This window comes from Pseudomonas sp. USHLN015, from assembly GCF_037153275.1.
GTDB lineage: Bacteria > Pseudomonadota > Gammaproteobacteria > Pseudomonadales > Pseudomonadaceae > Metapseudomonas > Metapseudomonas tohonis.
This window is the reverse complement of the sequence record NZ_JBBCKP010000008.1, coordinates 286,117-304,693: the sequence shown is the minus strand read 5'-3', so window position 1 is coordinate 304,693 and position 18,577 is coordinate 286,117. Positions and strand designations below refer to the sequence as shown.

Genomic DNA, 18,577 nt, shown 5'->3' with positions numbered 1-18,577 from the left:
AACGGATATCCGCGATGAATGCCTCTTCCATTGGTCGCCGCCAGGCCTTGCGCCTGTTGGCCGGTGTGGCGGCCGCACCCTGGCTGCTGCGCCACGGTCGCGCCCTGGCAGGGCTCGACACCCCCTTCACTCTCGGCGTCGCCAGCGGCGACCCGGCACCCGACGGCTTCGTGATCTGGACCCGTCTGGCCCGACTGCCCCTCTACCCCGGCAATGAGCTGAGCCTGCCCGAACGCATCCCGCTGAGTTGGGAAGTGGCCACGGACCAGGCCTTCCGTCGCGTGGTGCAACGGGGCCAGACCACGGCCCTGCGCCTGCGTGGGCATGCCGTGCATGTGGAACTGCACGGGCTGCAACCCGGGCGTGAATACTGGTACCGCTTCATTGGCCTGGGCGAAATCAGCCAGACGGGACGGGGGTTGACCCTGCCCGCCCCCGGTACCGCCCCCAAGAGCCTGCACCTGGCCGTGGCCTCTTGCGCGCACTGGGAGCGTGGCTATTTCAGTGCCTACCGGCACATGGCCGAGGAGCGGCCGGACCTGACGCTGTTTCTCGGCGATTACATCTACGAGTACAGCCTGCCTGCCGGCACACCGGACCTGGTGCGCCCCTACGGCGCGCCGGAGGCCACTGACCTGGCCGGCTATCGCTACCGTTACGCCCTGCACCACAGCGACGCCGACCTGCAGGCGCTGCACGCCGCTGCGCCCTGCCTGGCGACCTGGGATGACCATGAGGTGCAGGACGACTACTCCGGCGCGACATCCAAGCTGCCCGGTGTCGATCCCGCCGCCTTCCACCGCCGGCGCGCGGCCGCCTACCAGGCGTTTCTGGAAAACCTCCCGGTGCGCCGCTTACCCATTGGAACCAATGGCCTGCCGCAAATCTATCGCCAGTTCCGCTACGGCGACCTGGCCAGCCTGCCGCTGCTGGATGGTCGTCAATACCGCTCACGGCAGCCTTGCTACGCCGCCCCCGACTACGGCAAGGGGCACCTGGCAAAGGCCAGCTGCCCGGACCTGGCCGACCCGCAGCGCACCTTGCTGGGTTTTCAACAGGAACAGTGGCTGGACCGGCAACTGCGCCAGAGTACGGCCCGCTGGAACCTGCTGGCCCAGGACCTGCTGGTGGCGCCGTTGCGCATTCCCGGGCCCGGCCATGCCGAGGATCGCTACTGGACCGACAACTGGGATGGCTTTCAGGCAGGCCGTTCGCGCCTGCTGAAAACCCTGCATGAGAGCCGTGCTGCCAATCCGGTGATTCTCAGCGGCGACTACCACTCGTTCTGGGCCAACCATCTGCACCTGGAGCCGGAAAACCCCGATTCGCCCCTGGTGGCCACCGAGTTCGTCGGAACCTCCATCACCTCCAACGGGCCCAGTTACCAGGCCGTACAAGCCGTATTGCCGGACAACCCGCAGATCCGCTTCTACGACAGCCGCTCACGCGGCTACCTGTCCCTGCACCTGCAACCGGGGGAGTTGCAGGTGCGCATGCAGGCCATCTCCGACCGTGCCGACCCGAATGCCCGCCTCAGCACGCTCAAGCGCTTCACCCTGGAAAACGGCAGCGCCACGCTGCACGAGACCTAGCCACGAGCTGGGCGCCCGCCGGGAGCGGCGGCCCTGCGCGCTTCCCAGCACTCTGTCCGGCACGCTGTACGAAAATCAGCAGCCAACGCCCAGTGATCACTAAATATCCTTTTAAAACAAAGAGTTGAATGAATGGCACAGCCCTTGCTGATGCAGCCTCAGAACCCAGCTACGCCACACGAGGACGCGCCGGGGAGCTGACGACACAGTTCACCCCACAGGAGCCATTCATGTCATCCAACACCCAACCTACCCCGCTCAGCCCGTTGGCATTGGCCATCGTGCTGGCCAGCGCCGGGTTGCTCGTAACGCCGGTACAGGCGGCCGAGCCCACAGCAGGCAGCAACAGCGAAGAAACCCAGGTCCAGGCCGACGGCACCGCCCTGCCCAAGGTGGTGGTCACCGCCCAGCGTCGCCAGGAGGCGGTACAGGATATCGGTGCCGCCATCTCGGTGATCGAGGGCGACAGCCTCAAGGAGAAAGGCGTCTCCACGGTCAATGACCTGCAGCGCGTCACCCCCAGCCTCGAAGTGGAGCCGGCCTTCGGTAGCGGCCAGCCGCAGTTCCGCCTGCGTGGCATCGGTTTCATCGACTACACCTCGAACAACTCCTCCAGCGTCGGCGTGAACGTCGATGACGTGGCCTTCTCCCTGCCGGTCCAGACCCAGGGCGTACTCTTCGACATCGACCGCGTGGAGGTCCTGCGCGGCCCCCAGGGCACCCTGTACGGGCGCAACACCACCGGCGGTACGGTGAACTTCATCACCCGCCGCCCGACCCGCTCGTTCGAGGCCGGCATCACCGCCGACTACGGCTCCTACGATGCCTGGACCACCGAGGGCTATGTCTCTGGGCCGCTGACCGACACCTTGCGCGGGCGCCTGTCGTTCATCACCGACCAGGGCGGGGCCTGGCAGACCAACCGTGATACCGGCGAGTCGCTGGGCGATCGCGACAAACTCGCGGTGCGCGGCCAACTGGCCTGGGATGCCACCGACGACCTGGACTTCCGCCTGAGCCTGCAGCACGCCTACGACAAGTCCGAGAGCCGTGGCCTGTACCTGTTCCAGGACTACACCTCGGCCAGGACCGGCACCATTCGCGACCGCAACACCCATCACACCGGCTGGAGCCTGCGCCCGGAATTCGCCGAAGCGGCCGATATTTCCGGTGGCAGCAAGCCCCATGTCGACAACACCAACGACAACATCAACCTGACCGCCAACTGGCACGTCGGCGGCCTGCTGCTGACCAGCGTCACCGGCTACAACGAACTGCGCCGCCGTGAGCTGGGGGACTGGGATGCCACGGTCAATGCCGACTCGGACGAGTACTTCGATGACCGCGTCAACAGCGTCACCCAGGAACTGCGCCTGGGTTCGGATGGCAAGCAGCAGTTGAACTGGGTGACCGGGGTGTTCCTTTCCCAGGACCGCCTGAACGAAAAATTCAACTCCGACTTCACCGACCGCCTGGGCTTTTCAACCCTGACGAGCTACGTGCAGAAAGTGCAGACCCAGGGCCTGTTCGGCCAGGTCGACTACGCCTTCACCGATCAGCTCAAGGGCATCATCGGCCTGCGCCAGGAGCATGAGAAACGCGACCTGGAGGACTACTACTCGGGCTTCCTCAACGGCACCCTGTTCCCCGGCACCACCGCCTTCCCGGACCACACCTCGTTCTCCAACACCGGCACCTCGGGCAAGGTCGGCCTGGAGTACCAGCTCACCCCCAGCCACCTGCTCTATGCGAGCTACAGCCGTGGCTACAAGTCCGGCGGCTACACCGCACACAACAGCGGCAACCAACTGGCGATCGCACCGTTCGATCCGGAGTCGGTCAACGCCTTCGAGGTGGGCTTCAAGAGCGATATCACCGACCGGCTGCGTCTGAACGGTGCGCTGTTCTACTACGGCTACCACGACCAGCAGGTGCTGGGCCTGAGCTACAGCCAGCAGAGCAACTCGCTGGTGGGCGCCTTCGTCAACGCACCGCGTTCACGCATCACCGGTGGCGAACTGGAGCTGCTGTGGCATCCGCTGCAAGGCTTCGAAGTCCAGCAATACCTGGGCTACAAGGAAGGCAAATACACCGACGACTTCAACGCCGTGAACGGCGCCGCCACCCTCGCCGCCGGCGGTGAACGCTACACCAACTACAAGGGTGAAGCGCTGAGCTTCCCCAAACTCAGCTACGGCGGCTCGTTCGCCTACACCTGGCCGGTGGACCAGTTCGAGATCCGCGCGGAAACCAACTACAGCTACCGCGACGAATACAAGCAGGAAATCCTTCTCGGCAAGGACTACACCGTCGACCCCTACTGGCTGGTCAACGCCAGCGTCACCCTGTCGCCGCGCAACGGCAAATGGAGCGCCGGAGTGTGGGCGCGCAACCTGCTGGACGAAGAGTACGACGTGACCCGCAACTTCTTCCTGCCGGGCACCAGCGTGGCCCAGGCCGGCGACCCGCGCAGCGTCGGCGTGCGCGCTTCGTACAGCTACTGAGGGGACAGTCCGATGAGCGACCCGAACGCACGGCTACCACGCACCGACCAGCTGCACCTGAACGTCTTTCTCGCCAACAGCGGCCACCACGTGGCTGCCTGGCGCCACCCCCTGGCCCAGGCCGATGCCAGCCAGGATTTCGAGCACTTCAAGCGCATCGCCCAACTGGCCGAACGGGGCAGGTTCGATGCCCTGTTCATCGCCGATGTGGTGGCGCTCTGGGGGCATCATCTCGACGCCCTGAGCCGTACCGCCCGTGCGGAACACTTCGAGCCACTGACCCTGCTCTCGGCACTGGCGGCAGTCACCGAGCGCATCGGCCTGATCGCCACCGCCACCACCACCTACAACGAGCCGTACCACATCGCCCGCAAGTTCGCCTCGCTGGACCACATATCCAAGGGCCGGGCCGCGTGGAATCTGGTGACCTCGGTGGTATCCGACGAAGCCTGGAACTTCGGTCGCGAAAGCCATGTGGACCACGCCGACCGCTACCAGCGTGCGGAAGAGTTCCACGACGTGGTCAAGGGTCTGTGGGACAGCTGGGACGACGATGCCTTCGTGCGTGACAAGGACAGCGGCCTGTATTTCGACCCGGCCAAGCTGCACGTGCTGAACCACAAGGGCGCGCACTTCTCCGTGCGCGGGCCGTTGAACGTGGCCCGCCCGCCGCAGGGGCACCCGGTACTGGTCCAGGCCGGTGCTTCGGCTGCCGGAAGGGCCCTGGCAGCGCGGGTGGCGGAGGCGATTTTCGTCGCCCCGCATGACATCGAGGCCGGGCAAGCCTTCTACCGCGAAATCAAGGAACTGGCGGCCACCTTCGGCCGTGGTCCGGATGAGATCAAGATCCTCCCGGGCATCACCCCGTTCGTGGGCAACACCCGCGAGGAGGCGCAGGCACAGTTCGACGAGCTGCAGGCGCTGATCGACCCGGTGGTGGGCCTGCGTCTGCTGGCCGACACCCTGGGGGACGAGATCGACCTGTCGGACCACGACATCGACGGCCCGCTGCCGGACACCCCGGTGGGCCAGCGCGGTAGCCGTCGCGACCAGGTGATCGCCCTCGCCCGCCGCGAGAATCTGAGCATCCGCCAGCTCTACCTGCGCCTGGCCGGCGGCAATCCTGCCATCGGCACCGCCAGCGACATCGCCGACATCTTCGAGCGCTGGCTCCAGGCCCGCGCCTGCGATGGCTTCAACGTATTTTTCCCGGTGTTCCCCACGGGGCTGGAAGTCTTCGTCGAGCAGGTGATTCCCGAGCTGCAGCGCCGTGGCCTGTTCCGCACCGAGTACCAGGGCCGCACGTTGCGTGAGCACCTGGGCCTGAAACGACCGGTCAACCGGCTGAGTACGCAGGGGGTCAGCGCATGAAGCCCTGGACCTGGGTGTCGTTGTCGCTCGCCCTGGCCGCCGCCCCGGCCAGCGCCCTGGACATCCTGTTGAGCAATGACGATGGCTACGACCACCCGAACATCCGCGCCCTCTACCAGACCCTCAAGGACCAGGGGCACCGTGTGAAGATTGCCGCGCCCTACAGTGAGCAGAGCGCCCGCGGCGGTGCGTTCTTCTATGGCCGCGAGGTAAAGATCGGCCAGGACAGGGACCCGGCCTACCCCGACAGCTACTACCTGACCACCACTGAACAGGGCCGCTGTGAGAGCCAGGCCTGTGCCGGGCAGGACGTGACCATCGAGATCAGCGGCACGCCGGTGATGGCCGTGCTGCTGGGCCTGGAAAAGGTGCTGCCGGGTCCCGACCTGGTCATCGTCGGGCCCAACCCTGGCAACAACCTCGGCGCCCTGAACAACATCTCCGGCACCTTCAATGCCGCTGCCATCGCCTTGCAGCGCGGCGTGCCGAGCATTGCCGTCAGCACGGACCTGAAAGAGGCCGACAGTGGCCGCGTGGCGGCGATTGTGGGGCGGTTGGTGAGCACGCTCGAGCGTCATCGGCAGCCCGATGGCGCGCTGTTGCCCAAAGGGGTGGGGCTGAACGTCAACCTGCCGCCAACCGGGGCGATCCAGGGCATCCGCCTTACCCGCATCGGCAGCCAGGTGCCCTTCCAGGTGGCGTACACCGACGACCTCGGACCGCTGTTCAAGGCCCAGGCTGGCAAGCCTGGCATCAGTTTCGCCGCCGTTCCGGCTGCCGGCCCCGGGCAGCAAGAGGACGAAGCGGTGTGGCTGGCCAAGGGATTCCTCACCATCAGTCCATTCAATGGCCTGCCCGGCGAAGCGCCGACACCGGCCAGCCTGAAAGCACTGACGGCCCTTCATTTGACCCACGACAGCAAGGGGACGCAGCCATGAGCCGGCGCAGTTTTTCCTTAGGTTTTCTCAATCGGGTCTACAGCCCGCTCTACGACCGCCAGGTGTACCAGAACGCCCTGGAGCTGTTCCGCGTCGCCGAGGCGCTGGGGTTCGACAGCGGCTGGGTGGCCCAGCACCACCTGGGCTGCGAAACAGGCCGCCTGCCCTCACCGCTGCCCCTGCTGGCAGCGGCCGCACAACGCACATCGCGGATCAGGCTTGGCACCGGCATCGTGGTACTGCCCCATGAGCCGGCCCTGCGCCTGGCCGAGGATGCCGCCACCCTGGACCTGCTCGCCGATGGGCGCCTGCAACTGGGGCTGGGGGCAGGGTTCGACCCGGACAGCTTCAATGCCTTCGGCCAGCCCATCAGCGAGCGCCATGAACTGTACGACGACCGTCTGCAGCAGTTGCAGAACTACCTGGCCGGCGCCGTTCTCAACGACCAGGGGCAGGCGCTCAATCCACCGGCAGCGGGCCTCGGCGCACGGCTCTGGGAAGCCACTTCGCGGGTGGAACAGGTGGCCGAGCGCGGCAACGGCCTGATCGTCGCCCCCAACCCGCACCAGCCCTCCTCCGGCAGTGTCGAGTTGATCCATCGCTACCGCGACGCCTGGCTACTGGGCCATGGCACGCGGCCGCGGGTGGCCCTGGTGCGTGCGATCTTTCCCGGCGTCGATGCCAGTGATCCGGACTCCAGCCTGCGCCAGGACATCAGCCGCTACCTCCAGCGCCAACGCAGCATCGGCGTCTATCCCGGCGATGACGGCCTGAGCTTTGCCGAAGAACTCAATCGCCTCGGCGTGCTCTACGGCGACAGCGAGGGCATCGTCCGCCGCCTGGCCCAGGGCGCCCGGTTGCAGCCCGACGATCACCTGGTGGTGCAGGTACAGACCAGCTCCACCGGCCTGGACGAAGCCATCCACCACCTCGAGCGCATTGCCAGCGAGATTGCGCCGGCATTGGGCTGGCAGCCACATGGCACCGCAAGCGCCCCCCAACCCACCACCGCCACCGCCTAGGCCGGACCACGAACGGTCACCGATACCGGAGTACCTTCCATGAGCCAACGCCGCTTCAAACTCGGCTTCCTCACCCACGCCTTTGGCCGTGACCCCAAGCAGACCTATCGCGACCTCATCGAGCAGTTCGAAGTGGCCGAAGCACTCGGCTTCGACGGCGGCTGGATCGCCCAGCACCACCTGAGCGGCGGTTTCGGCCAGGCCTCGTCACCCCTGGTGCTGCTGGCTGCCGTGGCGGCCCGCACGCAGCGCATCGAACTGGGCACCGGGGTCATCGTGCTGCCCCTGGAAGACAGCCTGCGCCTGGCCGAAGACGCCGCCGTGCTGGACGAAATCAGCGGTGGCCGGGTGCAACTGGGCCTGGGCAGCGGTGGCGCCAACCTGGCGGTGTTCGACGCCTTCGGCCAGGACCCCGAGCAACGCAACGCGCTGTTCCGGGACGGCCTGAACAGGCTGCGACAGGCCCTGTCCGGCGCCCCGCTGGCCAATGCCGCCAGCCTGCAACCGCCGGCAGCGGAGCTGGACCGTCGCCTGTGGCATTCCCATGGCACGCCGGAGGGCGCGGTGGACGCTGCACGGCAGGGCAATGGCCTGCTGCTGGGCACCGCCACCCACGACCCGCTGACCGTGCAGAAACCTTTGGCCGACGCCTACCTCGCGGCCTGGAACCACAGCGATGCCAGGCCACGCATCGGCGTGGTCCGCGCGGTATTCCCCGCCAGGGACCGCGCCACCGCCCAGGCCGAGCTGGCGCCGGACATCGAGCTGCACGTGCCGCGCCTGATCCGCGAAGGGATCATCGACGAGGCCACCACCCTGGAGCAGCACCTGCGCTTGCTCAACGTGCACCACGGCCATCCCGACGAGGTGATCGCCAGCCTGCGCTCCGATCCGTCGCTGCTGCCCTACGCCGACTACTTCATCCCCCTGGTGCAATCGGAAAGCTCGACGCAGGAACAGATTCTCCGCCGCCTGGAAACCATCGCCAGGGAGATCGCCCCGGCCCTCGGCTGGCAGCCGCGCCAGCGTGGCGCTGATACGCCCGTTGGCACTACACAGCCAGGTGTCGCGGTGGGATGATGCGGCACGCCCGCCACGAGTCCCTCCGAGCCATGAGCCTCTCCATCAGTTGGCGCCTATCCCCTGCCACCGGCCCCTTGGCGAGCGGAGCAACGGATTTCGCCGACTGGGTGCAGGTGGCTCAGGCAGCGGAATATGCCGGCCTCGATGGCCTGTTCATCCCTAGCGGAGCGGGCCTGCCGGAGAGTTTTACCGTGGCGGCGGCGCTCTGTGCCCACACGCGCGACCTGCGCCTGACCACCAGTTTCCCAAGCGATGTCATGCTGCCCGCCGCACTGGCAGCCGCTGCGCAGAGCTTGCAGTCGATCAGTCACAACCGCCTGCACCTGCATTTGCCAGATAGCGAGCACAGCAGCGTGCGTCGCACCTTCGGTGACCTGCTCAACCGCGACCAGCGCAGCGAGCGGATTGGTGAATACCTGAATATCCTTGGGCATCTACTCGGTCCGGCCAACGGATCGCTGGACTTCTTCGGCCAGTACTTCCATCTGGAAAATGCCGGGTATGCCGACTGCCACAGCCGCCAGACAGTGCCGCTGCTGTTGGACGAATCCCAGAGCACCGAGCTGATCGCCGCCCATGCCGATACCTGCCTGCTCGATGCCCAGGCACCGCAACGCCTGGCCGCTACCATCGGGCGCCTGCACGAGGCTGCCGATCGCCATCAACGGCGATTGGGCTTCGCTACCACCTTGGGCCTGATCATGGCGGACGACGAGACCCAGGCCTGGGCCGCAGCCGACACCTGGCTGAGCGAACACCGCCACTTTGTCGCGCCACCCAGTGGCTTTGCCGACAGCTCGGTGGTCCAGCTCGCCACGGCAACGGTTCGACGCTTCGAGATCTACCCCAATCTGTGGCGTCCTTCCGCCCTGCTGCCGGTGTTTCTGGTGGGCAGCCTCGACCAGGTGACCAGTCGCCTGGTGGCGTTGCAGGACTTGGGTATCGACCACGTGATCCTGCAAGGGGCGCCGGCCGTGCAGGAGATCCTCCGTGTCGGAGAAGAATTGCTGCCGCGCCTGCGCGCACGCGGCGTGACCACGGAGAAGCACAGCCATGGGCAATGACGAGCGACCCCTGGAACTGAACTGGTTCCTGCCCACCAACGGCGATGGTCGTCACCTCACCAGCAGTGGTCTTCCCAAATCGGGGCTGTTCCCCAAGGGTGAGCGGGCGCCGACACTGGGCTATCTGCGCCAGGTCGTGCGGGCTGCCGAACGCAGTGGCTTCGACGCGATCATGGTGCCCACCGCGGCCGGCTTCGAAGACCCCTGGCTGATCACCACCGTACTGGCTCAGGAAGTGCAGCGCCTGAAATTCCTGATCACCCTGCGCCCGGGTGTAGAGCTACCCGCCTACACCCTTCACAAGGCCGCGACCTTGCAGCGCATCTGCGGCAACCGACTGGCGTTGCATGTGGTCACGGGGTCCAGCCGCTTCGAACAGCGCTCGCTGGGCGACTTTCTCGAACACGATGAGCGCTACGCGCGCACCGAAGAGTTCCTGCAGCTGTTCCAGGCGCTCTGGGCCGGTGAGGGCCAGCATTACCAGGGGCGGCATTACCACACCGGTGCCGGATTGCAGGAGGCGCCGGGCAGCCCGTTGCCGCACCTGTACTTCGGCGGTGCCTCGGCGGCAGCACAGCAGGTGGCTGCCACTCAGGCGCATGTGTACCTGATGTGGGGCGAGCCGCCGGCGATGATCGCCGGGCGCGTCGAGACCATGCGCGCGCTGGCATCGGCGGCCGGTCGCAGCATGCGCTTCGGCTTGCGCTTGCACGTGTTCGCCGCGCCCAGTGCCGAACAGGCCTGGACGCAGGTTGAACGGCTGGTCAAAGAGATTCCCAAGGACGCCATCGAGCGTGCCCAGCAGCAGCTGGATTCCTACCAGTCGGTGGGCCAGTCACGACAGAACGAGCTGCACCGCGGGCGACAGCCAGGGGCCCGGGAGCTGGAGGTCTCGCCAAACCTTTGGGCCGGGGTCGGCTTGGTTCGTGGGGGGGCAGGCACGGCCTTGGTGGGCAGCTACGAGGAAGTGGCTGAACGACTGGAAGAGTATCGGCAGCTGGGAGTGAGCAGTTTCACCCTTTCCGGGTTTCCTCACCTGGAAGAGGCAATACACCTGGGGGCGGAGTTGTTACCGAGGGTGCGGGGAACGGAGCGATCCAGGCAATTGGGCGGAGCCTGAAAGGCGACTCTCGCCGAGCCCTCTGCCTGGCGGAGGGCTCGCCAGCAGATCGCGTTTACCGCACCTTGGCCTTCGGCTCTAGCGCCTTGAGCAGCCCGTGGTTGGACAGCAGCGTCCGCATGGCGTTGCGGGTGATTCCGAGCAACGCCGCGCTGCGTACCTGGTTGTAGCTGCAAAAGGCATAGGCTTCACGTACCAGCAGTTCTTCCAGGTCCTTGAATAGCGTCTCGCCGGGCACTTCGAACAGGCGCTGGAACTGTTCGCGAATCACCTCCTGCGGCAGACGCGGCACGGCGCTGCCGGCACCCGCCACGTTACGGCTGGCTGCCAGTCCTCCACCCGCGAACTTCAAGTCGTCCGGGCGGATGACCTTGCCAGTGGCCACCAGCAGTGCCAGGTGCACGACGTTTTCGAGCTCGCGGATATTGCCCGGCCAGGCATAGTCGAGCAGTGCATTGACCGCTGCTTCGGAAAACATCGGCGGGGCGATCTTCAGGCGCTGGCAGTAGCGATCGCGGAAGTGTTCGGCCAGCGGCAGGATGTCCAGCGGACGATTGCGCAAGGGCAGCACGCTGACCTGGGCGACGTTGACTCGGTAGAACAGATCCAGACGAAAATTGCCCGCCTCCACCGCTTGCTCGAGGTCGACGTTGGTCGCGGTCAGCAGGCGGATATCCACTTTGATCGGTTTACGTGAGCCCACGCGCACGATTTCCTGCTCCTGCAACGCGCGGAGCAGTTTCACCTGCAGCGGCATCGGCAGGTCACCGATCTCATCGAGAAACAGGGTGCCGCCGTCGGCCTCCTCGAACCAGCCGATACGCCGGCCAGTGGCACCGGAGAACGCACCGGCCTCGTGTCCGAACAATTCGCTCTCGGCGAGACTTTCATTGATCGCACCACAGTTCACCGCCACGAAGCGACCGGTACGACCACTGTGGCGATGCAGGTAGCGGGCGACCAGCTCCTTGCCGGTACCGGTTTCGCCATTGATCAGCACCGGCACTTCGCTGGGTGCGAGGCGATCCAGATACCCGAGCAGTTCGCGCGAACGGGGGTCGTTGAACACCAGTGCCTTGGCGCGAATCGACAGCGGCTGACTTTCCCCTTCGGGGAGCGTCAGTACAGCTGAATCCTTGTCAGAAAGACTGTTCATGCACGGCTCGGATCGGCTGTCGTCACGGAGGATGAAAGGCACGATAGGCGGCGCCCGCTTATAACAATAAATAATATATTTTTATATCCTAATGCCAAATTGAGCTTTATCGCCGTAGCCAGCTGGCGCCCCGCCTCCGAGGCTCCGGCCTGCACGATCACCGGCCACCCCTGGGGGGGACGGGCGATATGCAGGGGACCGCGCACGCTGAAGAACTCGCCCTTGTGGTCCAGGCGATGCAGGCGATCCGGGTCAAAGTACTCGCCGCTGTCGGCATCGCGGATAAACGCATCGTCGGCCCAGCTGTCCCACAGGCCGGTGACCACGTCATGGAACTCCCGCGCACGCTGGTAGCGACGGTCGTGCTCGATATGCTCCTCCAGGCCGAAATTCAGCGCGGCCTCCGGGTTGGACGTGGTGACGATGTTCCACCCGGCGCGGCCATTGCTTCAGGTGATCCAGCGAGGCAAAGCGGCGGGCTACATGAAAAGGCTCCTCGAAACTGGTGGATGCCGTGGCCACCAGGCCAATGTGCTCGGTGGCCTGGCTGAGTGCCGAAAGCAGGGTGAACGGCTCGAACGAGGTAGCGGTGTGGCTTCGCTTCAGCGCCTCCAGCGGCATGTTCAACAAGGCGAGGTGGTCCGCCATGAAGAACGCATCGAAACGCCCCCGCTCCAGGGTCTGGGCAAAACGCTTGAGGTGCTGGAAATTGAAATTGGCATCACGAAAGGCACCCGGATAACGCCAGGCCCCCGTGTGGATACTCACGGGTCGCATGAACGCACCGAGCTTGAGCTGGCGAGACGGCATGAGGGCGTTCCTTGCGAGTAGGCGAGATGGCCAGTCTTGCAAGGCCATCCGCCTTTTTGAAGAAATCAAAACGTCTCTCAGGCGAACCAAAACGCATAACAGGATGGGTCGGGCGAGCCTGGCCGATGCACGCCCGCCTCGCCCCGTCCCAGGGGATCTTCACGTCAGCCCGACGACGCTAGAGATGGAAGTCGCCCGCTGCCTCCGGCTGGTACAGCACTTTCCTGATCTCGATCCTTCGCGTCCGATCGGCGATCCGCCAGTCGATGGCGTCCCCCTCCTGATAACCCAGGATGGCGGCGCCGATGTCGGAACACACCGAATGCTTCCCGGCGCGGCTGTTCGCGTCCTCGGGATAGACCAGGGCCACTTCGATCTCCTCGTCGTCCAGTTGCAGCAATGCCCTGGAGTTCATCGTCACGACATTGCGCGCCACCCGTTGCGGCTGGACGACCATGGCTCGCTCCAGTTCGTGTTCGAGCTCGACGACGGCCGGGCCTTCCTCGAGCACGAGCAGGCTTTCGAGCCGGGCCTTGTCGATCTCGGTGATGCAGATACCGGTGGCGTCGCTCACGGCACCTTCGCGCAGGAGCTGGAGATAGCGCCCCGCTGTCATGGAAAACGAATGCAATGTCGGTGTTTCGCTCTCGCGCTGAAAGCCGCTGCGCAGAAAGGCTTTCAGCGAACGGGTGTTGTCCGGGTGGATCTTGGCGATGAGCTTCTTGGCACGCATGTCGAGGAAGGCCAGCTTCATGCCCTCGCGGATGGTGCGGGCGCCCAGGTTCCGGCCCCATTTGCCGCTGTCCCCGATCGCCAGGACGATCTCGCAACACGACCCGCTCTTTATGAGACGGACGAAGCCCACCGGGGTGTCCTGCCGGTCATAGGCCATGAAGAATCGCCCGTCGCCGTTGAACAGATGGGTCAGGATCGGCATCTGGGTCCGCTCCATGGCCTGCTCAATGGAACGGGAGACGTCCCGCGAATCGCTGAGGTAGCTGGTGACGCGCTCATCCTCCAACCAATCCATCAGCTTCAGCGCGTCTGCCCGGGTAATTTCAGGGCACAGGGAAATGAAAGGCCTGTTCATCTTCACCCCACATTCGTTCTTAGAGGATGAAAGCCCTTCATGGCTAGGCCATGACGGTTCTTTCGGCGACCGGCGACTTTAAGCCATAACGCGTGGCTTGCCGAACAACCTGTGCGCCATTGCCCCGAGATTAAGCGCTTCCCGACACCTGGACGCGGCATCGGCGGGCTCACGCCCAATCACCCCAGAGGCGCAGCCGTTCGCCACTAGCACACTCGCCCTAATCGACCGCGGTCGGCGCGGGTAATAGAGTCCAGGCCCGTTGAAGGATTCTTGCCATCACAAGGAGTGAAACCGTGTCCTCACTAAGGCTCGCCCTCATCGCTCTAGCGGCTCTGTCCGTTGGTGCATGCGCAGTCCACACGCCGACCCATACCGATGACAACGGCGTCCGCGCGGCCGCGCAGAAGCTCATCGGCCAACCGGCCAGCAAGGCCTTCGAGCTGTTCGGCCAGCCCGACCAGGGCATGGGGCCGTCCTCGTACGGCAGCGGTGGTTTCTATGCCTGGAACCGCGTACAGACCCACGTGACGCCGGAGCAGGTATTCGTCAGCACCGGCAAGGAATATGTCGGCCAGAAGGAAACCTGGGTGGGCGTCGGCGGCGGTGGCGTCGCCGGCGTGGCGCAGGTCGGCAGCGAGCCGGTGTACCGCGAGACCGGCTACTACGAAAACCGCACCGTGCTCGACTACTTCTGCAGCATCACGCTCTACACGGACGGCAAGGACATCATCACCAACGCCAGCGTGATCAACTGCATGAATCCGCAGTGAGCCCCGCACGCGAGGCAATGTCGCAAGGCCGTCCTCGCATCCCTCCATCGCACCCGTAGAGTCGCACTGCCCTGCCCTGGTAGCCCGCACCGCCCAGCGCGGGCCTGCCGCCTCCCGCCCCACCCCGGTCGCCGCGTGTTTTGGCACATACTTATTCCCCGAAATTATTTATCGGAGATCATCTTGAGCTTTTAGGATATATGCCGATCCACCGGGCCCAGCCCGCTACAGAGACTTGCCCGAGCAAGCGCCTTCCTGCCCTGCGTTGCACACCATCGATGCGCCCTGCCCTCTGCGGGACGCTGGCCTGCAACGAGGATTGATCCATGAGCTTCGACGTTTTCTGGTTCCTGCCGACTTCCGGTGATACCCGCTTCCTTGGCCGTTCCGAGAGTGGTCGCCCGGCCACCAACGCCTACATGCGGCAGATCGCCGTGGCGGTGGACCAGCTCGGCTACGACGGCGTGCTGATTCCCACCGGCGCCAGTTGCCTCGACCCCTGGGTGACCGCCGCCAGCCTGGTGCCGGTCACCCAGCGCATCAAGCTGCTGGTGGCCCTGCGCACCACCCTCGGCAACCCCACCGCCACGGCCCGCCAGGCCGCGAGCCTCGACGAGGCCAGCGGCGGGCGCCTGCTGCTCAACGTGGTGCCGGGCGGCGATGCCACGGAGCTCGCCGCCGATGGCGTGTTCCTCGACCATGACGCGCGCTACACCGCCTCGGACGAATTCCTCACCATCTGGCGCCGCCTGCTGCAGGGCGAGACCGTCGACTTCGACGGCGACCACCACAAGGTCCTGGGCGCACAGAACTTCTTCCCGCCACTGCAGAAGCCCTACCCGCCGCTCTACTTCGGCGGCTCTTCACCGGCGGCCCACGAGCTCGCCGCCAAGCATGTGGACGCCTACCTGAGCTGGGGCGAGCCTCCGGCGGCGGTGGCCGAGAAGATCGCCGACGTACGGGCCCGCGCGGCGGAACACGGGCGCACGGTGCGCTTCGGCGTGCGCCTGCACGTGATCGTGCGGGAGACCAACGAGGCGGCCTGGGCCGCCGCCGACGAACTGATCAGCCACCTGGACGACGCCACCATCGCCGCCGCCCAGGCCAACTACGCGCGCATGGATTCCGAAGGCCAGCGGCGCATGGCCGCCCTGCACCAGGGGCGGCGTGACCGTCTGGAAGTGGCGCCCAACCTCTGGGCCGGCGTGGGCCTGGTACGTGGCGGCGCGGGCACCGCCCTGGTGGGGGACCCGCAGACCGTCGCCGCGCGGCTGCAGGAATACGCCGACCTGGGCATCGAGAGCTTCGTGCTCTCCGGCTACCCGCACCTGGAAGAGGCCTACCGCTTCGCCGAACTGGTGTTCCCGCTGTTGCCCGGCAAGGGCAAGGTCACCACCGAGGGCACCTTCACCGGCGGCGCCTTCGATATCCGCGCCGGCAAGGAGCGGGCTGCCTAGAAAGGACCGATCCGGGCACTGTTCAAGGGCCCGGTTTCAGACCTTCCACTCGCGCTTGCACGCCATCAGGAACTCGATGAAGGCGCGCAGGCGCAAGGGCATGTGCCGGCCCTGCGGATACAGCAGGGTGAAAGGCCGCGAACGCCCGCCGAACGCCGGCAGCACCTCCACCAGCGTCCCCTCCGCCAGCTCCCGCTCGACGATGAAGCGGTAGGTCTGGAACAGCCCCGCGCCGTGTTTGGCCAGGGTCACGCCGCCGAGCACATCGTCCGAGCAGCAGTAGTTGCCCGTCAGCAGCAGCTCCCGCTCCTGGCCCCGTTCGTTGAACAGCCAGGGGATGCGTCGGCCGTTGCTGGGCAGCTCGAACTGGATGCAGTCGTGCTCGGCCAGCTCCTCCAGGGATTGCGGCGCCGGAACCCTGGCCAGGTAGTCCGGGCTGGCCACCACCACCAGGGCGGCGTCTTCCAGGTGCCGGGCGATCAGCGTCGAATCGGGCAACGCGCGCACGCGGATCGCCAGGTCGTAGCCCTCGCCGACGAAGTCGATGTTGCGGTTGCTCAGGTGGATGTCGAGCTTCACCCCCGGGCAGCGCTCGCGAAAGCGCGCCAGCACCGGGAGGATGCGGTGGTGACCGTAGGTGGTGGGAATGCTGATGCGCAGCTGGCCCGTCGGCTCCTGCTGGCGGCCCATCATGTCGCGCTCGGCCTCGATCAGCTGGGTCAGCGCCTGGCGGCATTGCTCGAAGTAGCCACGCCCGCTTTCCGTAAGGCGGATGCTGCGCGTCGTGCGCTGGAACAACCGCGTGCCCAGGCGCTCCTCCAGGCGTGAAATGGAGCGGCTGACCGCCGCCGGCGTGACCCCGGCCACCAGCGCGGCCGCCGTGAAACTGCCTTCCTCCGCGGCAAGGCAGAACAGCTCGATGCTGCCCAGCTGGATGTCTTCGAAATGACGCTTCACGATTGATTACACCGGGTATCAACTGAAGTTTCCGATCCTACATTTATCCAGCGAAACGGAACAAATACAGTTCCCTCACCCCCGCCGAACGCCACGTGCCTCGGCGCCATCCGCCCCCTCCAGAGGAACTCCAGATGCCATTCGTCAACGTCCGCATCACCCGCGACGGCGTCACCCGCGAACAGAAGGCCCAGGTCATCGCCGAGATCACCGACACCCTGCAACGGGTCCTGGGCAAGGACCCGCACCTCACCCATATCGTCATCGAGGAAGTCGACACCGATAACTGGGGCTACGCCGGCATCACCACCACCGAGTACCGCAGGAACCCGCCCGGTTGAGGCCAGCCGGCAGCAGGTGCAAAAGGGAGGCCCGGTGCCTCCCTTTTTTCCGTCAGCCCTCCTGTTCAGCGTTGCGCCGCTTCATCCCGCTCCTTCAACAGCGCCTGGATCACCGCCTCCTGCTCCGCATAACGCCCCTCCCCCGCATGCATGTGGCGGATGCGCCCCCTGGCATCGATGAAGTAGTGCGCCGGCCAGTACTGGTTGTCGAACGCGCGCCACACCCGGTACTGGTTGTCGGTGGCCACGGGGTGCCGGATGCCCAGGCGCGTGATGGCCTGGCGTACATTCGCCTCGACCCGCTCGAAGGGGTATTCCGGCGTGTGCACCCCGATCACCACCAGCCCCTGGTCGGCATAGCGGCGTGCCCACTCGTTCACATGAGGCAGGCTGTTGCGGCAATTGATGCAGTCGTAGGTCCAGAAATCCACCAGCACCACCCTGCCGCGCAGCGCCTGCATGTCCAGCGACGGGCTGTTAAGCCACTGGCTGGCGCCCCCCAGCGACGGTGCGGGGCCCAGGTCGGGCAGCCGCCCATCCGCGCGGGCATCGCCGACCAGATGCTCCAGCAGCTCCGGCAGATCATCGAGCACCCGAGCTTCGAGACCCGAAGCCAGGGCCGATGAGCCGGCGCCGGCCAGTCGCGGGCCGAGACCGCTGGCGATGCCGACCACCGCCAGCATCGCCACCACGCCCGTGCCGCGGCGCAGCCAGCCGACCAGCCGCAATGACGGTCGCAGGCGCTGCAGCACGCCGCGCCCGAGGAAGATCGCCACCGCCAGAGCGGTCGCGCTGCCCAGGCCGAAGCTGAACAGCAGCAGGCTGGTGGAGGCATTGGGGCCATCGAGCATCGCCCCGGAGAGGATCAGCCCGAGGATCGGCCCCGCGCAGGGCGCCCACAGCAGGCCCGTGGCACAGCCCAGCAGCCAGGCCGCAAGTGCCGACGGCAGCCGTCGTGCCTGGCCGTGCAGGCGCTCGGCCAGCCACAGCCAGGGCCGGGAAAGCCAGTTGGCGACACGGCTGGAAAGCAACGCAAGCGCCGATGAGCCCAGCACCGCCAGGGCGACCCAGCGCCCCCAGGTGCTGGCCTCGATGGCCCAGTCGGCGGAAACGGCCGCCAGGCTCGCCAGCGCGGCGAAGCCCGAGGCGAGGCCGAGCAGGGTCAGCAGCGTCGAACTGGTCGAACCGCCGGAGCGCGACAACAGCAGCGGCAGCACGGGAAGAATGCAGGGGCTGAACAGGGTCAGCACCCCGCCGATGAAGGCGATGAGCAGCATGGGCACCTCGGCGCAGGCGATT

At 66.2% G+C, this 18,577-nt stretch carries 14 protein-coding genes and 2 pseudogenes; 11 read left to right on the top strand and 5 right to left on the bottom strand.

What is annotated here, in order from left to right:
• Positions 1 to 14: 14 nt before the first annotated feature.
• From WFQ67_RS18125 to WFQ67_RS18090, 8 genes are all read left to right on the top strand, one after another.
• Positions 15 to 1,592 (top strand): alkaline phosphatase D family protein, encoded by a 1,578-nt coding sequence (locus WFQ67_RS18125; RefSeq protein WP_337057768.1) that lies wholly within the window; start codon positions 15 to 17, stop codon positions 1,590 to 1,592.
• A gap of 230 nt (positions 1,593 to 1,822) precedes the next feature.
• Positions 1,823 to 4,096, top strand: coding sequence for a TonB-dependent receptor (locus WFQ67_RS18120; protein WP_337057767.1), 2,274 nt, complete (start codon positions 1,823 to 1,825; stop codon positions 4,094 to 4,096).
• 12 nt (positions 4,097 to 4,108) lie between these two features.
• Entirely contained in the window at positions 4,109 to 5,467 is a 1,359-nt protein-coding gene (locus WFQ67_RS18115; protein ID WP_213624753.1) for an LLM class flavin-dependent oxidoreductase, read from the top strand.
• On the top strand, positions 5,464 to 6,405 hold the full coding sequence (locus tag WFQ67_RS18110) for a 5'/3'-nucleotidase SurE (RefSeq protein ID WP_337057766.1): 942 nt from the start codon (positions 5,464 to 5,466) through the stop codon (positions 6,403 to 6,405). The genes WFQ67_RS18115 and WFQ67_RS18110 overlap by 4 nt, the downstream gene beginning before the upstream one ends.
• A complete protein-coding gene (locus tag WFQ67_RS18105; RefSeq protein WP_337057765.1) occupies positions 6,402 to 7,427 on the top strand; it encodes an LLM class flavin-dependent oxidoreductase in 1,026 nt (341 codons plus the stop codon). Before WFQ67_RS18110 ends, WFQ67_RS18105 begins: the two co-directional genes overlap by 4 nt.
• A gap of 39 nt (positions 7,428 to 7,466) precedes the next feature.
• Positions 7,467 to 8,507 (top strand): LLM class flavin-dependent oxidoreductase, encoded by a 1,041-nt coding sequence (locus tag WFQ67_RS18100; protein ID WP_337057764.1) that lies wholly within the window; start codon positions 7,467 to 7,469, stop codon positions 8,505 to 8,507.
• 32 nt (positions 8,508 to 8,539) lie between these two features.
• Positions 8,540 to 9,574, top strand: a complete 1,035-nt coding sequence (locus WFQ67_RS18095; protein WP_213624745.1) for an LLM class flavin-dependent oxidoreductase — start codon at positions 8,540 to 8,542, stop codon at positions 9,572 to 9,574.
• The gene (locus WFQ67_RS18090; RefSeq protein ID WP_213624743.1) at positions 9,564 to 10,694 is read left to right on the top strand and encodes an LLM class flavin-dependent oxidoreductase; all 1,131 of its coding nucleotides are present in this window, start codon (positions 9,564 to 9,566) and stop codon (positions 10,692 to 10,694) included. Before WFQ67_RS18095 ends, WFQ67_RS18090 begins: the two co-directional genes overlap by 11 nt.
• Before the next feature lie 55 nt (positions 10,695 to 10,749).
• Here WFQ67_RS18090 and WFQ67_RS18085 read toward each other — a convergent pair whose 3' ends face one another.
• The 3 genes and pseudogenes from WFQ67_RS18085 to WFQ67_RS18075 all read right to left on the bottom strand — a co-directional run bounded on the left by WFQ67_RS18085 (position 10,750) and on the right by WFQ67_RS18075 (position 13,791).
• Complete coding sequence (locus tag WFQ67_RS18085; protein WP_213624741.1) at positions 10,750 to 11,850, bottom strand: sigma-54 interaction domain-containing protein; 1,101 nt, start codon at positions 11,848 to 11,850, stop codon at positions 10,750 to 10,752.
• A 116-nt stretch (positions 11,851 to 11,966) separates the two neighbouring features.
• Positions 11,967 to 12,660, bottom strand: a pseudogene (locus WFQ67_RS18080) (NtaA/DmoA family FMN-dependent monooxygenase); the annotation flags it as partial.
• A 178-nt stretch (positions 12,661 to 12,838) separates the two neighbouring features.
• Positions 12,839 to 13,791 (bottom strand): annotated as a pseudogene (locus WFQ67_RS18075) (GNAT family N-acetyltransferase).
• A gap of 255 nt (positions 13,792 to 14,046) precedes the next feature.
• On the opposite strand from WFQ67_RS18075, the gene WFQ67_RS18070 reads away from it, so the two are divergent.
• On the top strand, positions 14,047 to 14,523 hold the full coding sequence (locus WFQ67_RS18070; protein ID WP_213624737.1) for a hypothetical protein: 477 nt from the start codon (positions 14,047 to 14,049) through the stop codon (positions 14,521 to 14,523).
• Between the two features lie 326 nt (positions 14,524 to 14,849).
• Positions 14,850 to 15,980: an FMNH2-dependent alkanesulfonate monooxygenase gene (gene ssuD, locus WFQ67_RS18065; RefSeq protein ID WP_337057763.1), complete on the top strand. Its 1,131-nt coding sequence runs from the start codon at positions 14,850 to 14,852 to the stop codon at positions 15,978 to 15,980.
• Between the two features lie 36 nt (positions 15,981 to 16,016).
• On the opposite strand, the gene WFQ67_RS18060 is transcribed toward ssuD, so the two are convergent.
• Positions 16,017 to 16,937: a LysR family transcriptional regulator gene (locus tag WFQ67_RS18060; RefSeq protein ID WP_337057762.1), complete on the bottom strand. Its 921-nt coding sequence runs from the start codon at positions 16,935 to 16,937 to the stop codon at positions 16,017 to 16,019.
• Positions 16,938 to 17,071: 134 nt separating this feature from the next.
• Here WFQ67_RS18060 and WFQ67_RS18055 point away from each other — a divergent pair, with 134 nt between their 5' ends.
• Complete coding sequence (locus WFQ67_RS18055; protein ID WP_173180224.1) at positions 17,072 to 17,278, top strand: tautomerase family protein; 207 nt, start codon at positions 17,072 to 17,074, stop codon at positions 17,276 to 17,278.
• Between the two features lie 65 nt (positions 17,279 to 17,343).
• Here WFQ67_RS18055 and WFQ67_RS18050 read toward each other — a convergent pair whose 3' ends face one another.
• Complete coding sequence (locus WFQ67_RS18050) at positions 17,344 to 18,555, bottom strand: cytochrome c biogenesis protein DipZ (protein WP_337057761.1); 1,212 nt, start codon at positions 18,553 to 18,555, stop codon at positions 17,344 to 17,346.
• Positions 18,556 to 18,577: the final 22 nt, after the last annotated feature.

Coding starts and splice junctions, on each gene's coding strand:
- WFQ67_RS18125 (WP_337057768.1), top strand. CDS start 15: ATGAATGCCTCTTCCATTGGTCGCCGCCAGGCCTTGCGCCTGTTGGCC.
- WFQ67_RS18120 (WP_337057767.1), top strand. CDS start 1,823: ATGTCATCCAACACCCAACCTACCCCGCTCAGCCCGTTGGCATTGGCC.
- WFQ67_RS18115 (WP_213624753.1), top strand. CDS start 4,109: ATGAGCGACCCGAACGCACGGCTACCACGCACCGACCAGCTGCACCTG.
- WFQ67_RS18110 (WP_337057766.1), top strand. CDS start 5,464: ATGAAGCCCTGGACCTGGGTGTCGTTGTCGCTCGCCCTGGCCGCCGCC.
- WFQ67_RS18105 (WP_337057765.1), top strand. CDS start 6,402: ATGAGCCGGCGCAGTTTTTCCTTAGGTTTTCTCAATCGGGTCTACAGC.
- WFQ67_RS18100 (WP_337057764.1), top strand. CDS start 7,467: ATGAGCCAACGCCGCTTCAAACTCGGCTTCCTCACCCACGCCTTTGGC.
- WFQ67_RS18095 (WP_213624745.1), top strand. CDS start 8,540: ATGAGCCTCTCCATCAGTTGGCGCCTATCCCCTGCCACCGGCCCCTTG.
- WFQ67_RS18090 (WP_213624743.1), top strand. CDS start 9,564: ATGGGCAATGACGAGCGACCCCTGGAACTGAACTGGTTCCTGCCCACC.
- WFQ67_RS18085 (WP_213624741.1), bottom strand. CDS start 11,850: ATGAACAGTCTTTCTGACAAGGATTCAGCTGTACTGACGCTCCCCGAA.
- ssuD (WP_337057763.1), top strand. CDS start 14,850: ATGAGCTTCGACGTTTTCTGGTTCCTGCCGACTTCCGGTGATACCCGC.
- WFQ67_RS18055 (WP_173180224.1), top strand. CDS start 17,072: ATGCCATTCGTCAACGTCCGCATCACCCGCGACGGCGTCACCCGCGAA.
- WFQ67_RS18050 (WP_337057761.1), bottom strand. CDS start 18,555: ATGCTGCTCATCGCCTTCATCGGCGGGGTGCTGACCCTGTTCAGCCCC.